We start from the raw sequence: 3,794 nt of genomic DNA, 5'->3' as shown, positions 1-3,794 counted from the left end.
CAGGGTGTGCTCGGTTGCGGGGGCGCCGGTGTCGTTGAAGGTGTTCATGACCAGGTCGCGTTCTGCCGGCAGCATGAGGGGGATTTCCCCGAGAGTGGCAGGGCCTTCGCGCGGGGTGCGCTCGAGCAGGTCGGTGATGCGTTCGAGATGTCGTTGCGCCGTGTCGACGGAGTACAGGTCCGGGTTGGCCAGAACCCTGACCTCGAGCCCGCCGTCGGCGTCCAGGGAGAGGGCGATGTCCAGGTCCTCCGTCGGCCCGGACCTGATGTTGTGCACGGTTCCGGCGGCCGGGCCGAACGTGGCCCGCCGATCGAAGGGACGGATGTTGATCGTAGGGCCATGCAACCGGTGACCGGCACCGCTCTTTCCCAGGTCCCGGCGGAGCCATTCAGTCCGGTATCTCTGGACGGCGCGCACGGCCGTCAACTCGTTGCGGACCGCCGCAGCGAACTCGGCCACGGTGGTCCCGGGGTCGGTCACCGCCGGCAGACACAGTGGCAGGACGTTGACCCGGGGGGCCACGGCCCGGGCATCGGAGGCCGCCGGTGGGCGGTTCAGCCACGGGATCCCCAGGACGGCGGGCCGGTCGGTGAGGTAGGACTGGGAGTAGGTCCCGATGAGGGCAAAGGACATCTCGATCCAGGTGGACCCCGTTTCGGTGGCGAAGTCGATGAGGGCCTCAACCGCGTCGGGGTCCATCCGTTGCCGGAGATCGTGGTGGTCGACTCGTGCCGGTGCCGTGGTCTCGCATAAGGATCCTGCCGTGTCGAGGATGTCCGCTCGTCGGGTCCAGAAGTCCCGGGCTTCCTCCCAGCTGGAGTCGGCTGCCGGGTCCTCCCTCCTGACGGGCAGCGGGTCGGAATCCGAAGCCAGATCGGTGAAGGGGCTCTCCTCCAGTGCGGCAGGGTCCGTGTACACGCGGGCGACCCACTGGATGAAGGCGTGGACCGAGTAGCCGTCGACGCCGATGTGGTGGAAGCGGGCGAACCACCAGTGCCGGTGCTCCGACAGCCGGATCAGCGCATGGCCGGTGGCGTCGTGCAAGGCCAGGACGGTGTCCCCCTGCCGGCGGGCCGGACGGGACAACTCACCCTCCATCCAATGCCGGGCCGAAGCCTCCGGATCGGCGGCATCCGCCAGATCGATGACCTCGGGGACGATGCACCCGCCGGGGCGGGACCGGGGGCCATCGGGGGTGTCGAGGTAGTCGGCGGCGAGCCCAGTGGCATCAAGGCATTCCCGGAGAGCCTCGGCCCAGCGGTCCGCATCGAGGGGACCGCTGATGTCGACATATTCGGCACATTGGTAGGCCGCCTTGGTGGCGTCACCGAGATGGCCGAACCACAGGGCCAATTGCCCATCGCTCAAGGGGCGGAGATCGGTCTGGGTGGGTGCTGGGGTTGTCATGTCGCTCTAGTCCTCCTTCAATCCCTCGATCAGCACGTGGCGCCAGCAGGAAAAATCATGGCCTCCGCTGAAGCGTGCGGAGGCGGAGTCGTATCCGCGGTCGAGCAGGACCTGCTGAAGCTGATCGACGTGGTCATTGGTGATGTCCTCCCGGGTCCCGACCCGCAGGTCGATGCGCGCACTGGTCCCCGGCTCGCTGGCGAACCGTCCGGTGATCCACGGTTGGTGCACGTGCGTGTAGTTCGCGGGGGTGACGCTGCCGTCGGGCATCCACCACAGCGACGGCGAATGTGCCAGCACCGTGCCGAAGACCTCGGGTTTCCGCAGCGCGGCCAGCAGTGCCGTCAGGCCGCCGAGGCTCTGCCCGGCCAGAACTGTTTCCCCGAGGCCGCGCAGGAGATGGGTTTCTTCCAGTGCGGTGCGGGCCGCGGGCACGATCACGGAGGCCAGGTCATCCACGAAGGCGTGGTTGGCCCCCAGCAGCTCCAGGCGTTCGGCATTATCCCGGGTTGCGATCCCCACTACGGCCACCGGCTCTACTTCCCCCGAGGCCACCGCCGATTCCAACGCCGCGGCCAAATGCAGCCGACCGAACCAGATCTCGGGGTCGGTGAGGACCAGTAGCCGCAATGGTTTCGGGGATCCCGGCGCCGGGGTGTACATCCACTGCCTGGCCGTGCGGCCCACGGCAGGTAACCAGACGGCAGAATGCGTGAGCTTGCCGCGCACTGTCTGGGCCGCTGCCCCATCCCAGACCCCTGTCGCGGAAGCCTCGTCCATGGAGCACACCGATAGCGGCCCGGTGCCGTTGGCATTGATGGTTTCGCCGCGGTTGAACGGGTCCGCCACGGCCGGGATCCCGGCCCGTCGCTGGAGGGCCACTGCGTGGGCCAGTCCTTCCCCCCCGGTGGCCAACGCACGAAAGCCGTAGGAGAAAACTGAGTCGGCGTCGACATCCAGGGTGGCCCACCAGACGTCGGTGTCCGCGATCAAATTCATCCGGCCCTGATCGATCCGGTGCTTATCGGTGAGCCGGTTGGCCTCGAGGTAGACCTGGGCTGCCGTTCCACTGCGGTAGAGGAATGTGACGCTTCTCTCATTTCCTGACCGCGACACGTACGGGGTGCCCCTGCGTCGCACCTCCTCCCAGAAAACGCGGGAATCCACGGGTGAGGGGAGGCCGAAGGTCTCGAAAACCGGGGCGTTGGTGTGGCCGGGGAGCATGGACTCGCTTTCCGTTGTCTTCACGTGCGTTACACGGGATTACTTTATTTGTCAGCCTGCGCTGCGTTGCATGGAAATCCCACTTGAACGCTGTCGAAATCTCACTTAGGTTAGCCTATGTTGAACGGAATACAGAACGAAACCCTCGCCTATTCTCCATCCCTTGGGCAACTCGAATGCAGGTAATTCTTGCGTGTCCTTTTCGTGGGCAGGAGCAGTGGCCCCTACTCGCGTCTTGGGCAGGACAGCCGGCGCTCCATACCCGCACCCGGATCTACCCCTGCAAGGGCCCCGCAATCACCACCCGCCTCTTGCGAAAGGAGCAATGAAATGAACCAACCGCACACCGCTGTCGTCACCGGAGCAGCCCGGGGCATCGGGCGGGCCGTCGTCGAGGCCCTCGCCCATGATCCGGACGGGCCTCCGCAGCTCATCGCCGCTTTGGATGCCGATTTCACCCAGGAGTGCCGGCACACCCGTGTCGGGGACACTAGGGTCGTCGAATACCGCGCCGATGTAGCGGACGCTGATCGGGTGGCGGAGATTTTCGATCAGTTGGCCGCTACCCACCCACCGGTACTGAAGATCGCCCACGCCGCGGGCGTCCTGCACGAGGCAGCGCTGGCCGACACCGACCTGGATGGATTCGCCCGGGTGATGGACGTCAATGTCCGCGGCACCTTCGTCGTCCTGCGCCAGGCTGCCCGTACCTTGGGCGGACGGCGGCCCCTCAGCGCCCCCGGCGAGGCCGGTTCCATCGCGGTGGTCTCCTCCAACGCCGCCGCCGTCCCTCGCGTCGGCATGGCCGCCTACGCTGCCAGCAAGGCAGCAGCTGCGGCCCTCAGTGCCAATGCAGCCCTGGAGTTGGCGCCGCTGGGCATCCGCTGCAATACGATCGCCCCTGGGTCCACCGACACCCCCATGCAGCAGCGGATGTGGAGCGGTGACCCCGAGAAGGCCCGGGCACGCGTGGTAGGTGGGACTCCGGATCGCTTCCGGCTCGGTATCCCCCTGGGCCGGATCGCCGAACCGCAGGACATTGCCGAGGTCGTCCTGTTTTCCCTTTCCCGGCGGGCCCGCCACATGACCATGCAGGACATCGTCGTCGACGGTGGCGCCAGCCTGCGCTCCTGCTAGCCCCCAGCTTTCCCCCACCCCCTAGG

At 67.0% G+C, this 3,794-nt stretch carries 3 protein-coding genes; 1 reads left to right on the top strand and 2 read right to left on the bottom strand.

From position 1 onward, the window contains the following. On the bottom strand, positions 1-1,407 hold a 1,407-nt coding region (locus ACT3S6_RS15820; RefSeq protein ID WP_444555766.1), incomplete at its 3' end, for a condensation domain-containing protein. A gap of 6 nt (positions 1,408-1,413) precedes the next feature. Continuing rightward, positions 1,414-2,655: an alpha/beta hydrolase-fold protein gene (locus tag ACT3S6_RS15815; RefSeq protein ID WP_444555765.1), complete on the bottom strand. Its 1,242-nt coding sequence runs from the start codon at positions 2,653-2,655 to the stop codon at positions 1,414-1,416. 306 nt (positions 2,656-2,961) lie between these two features. Here ACT3S6_RS15815 and ACT3S6_RS15810 point away from each other — a divergent pair, with 306 nt between their 5' ends. After that, the gene (locus tag ACT3S6_RS15810; protein WP_444555764.1) at positions 2,962-3,768 is read left to right on the top strand and encodes an SDR family oxidoreductase; all 807 of its coding nucleotides are present in this window, start codon (positions 2,962-2,964) and stop codon (positions 3,766-3,768) included. The last annotated feature ends 26 nt before the right edge of the window (positions 3,769-3,794 follow it).

Origin of the sequence: Arthrobacter sp. AOP36-C1-22, assembly GCF_052377515.1 — a bacterium.
GTDB lineage: Bacteria > Actinomycetota > Actinomycetes > Actinomycetales > Micrococcaceae > Arthrobacter_H.
This window is presented reverse-complemented; position numbering and strand designations above follow the sequence as displayed.

What these genes read in the sequence shown, in the direction of transcription:
- ACT3S6_RS15810 (WP_444555764.1), top strand. Translation starts at nt 2,962, where the DNA reads ATGAACCAACCGCACACCGCTGTCGTCACCGGAGCAGCCCGGGGCATC.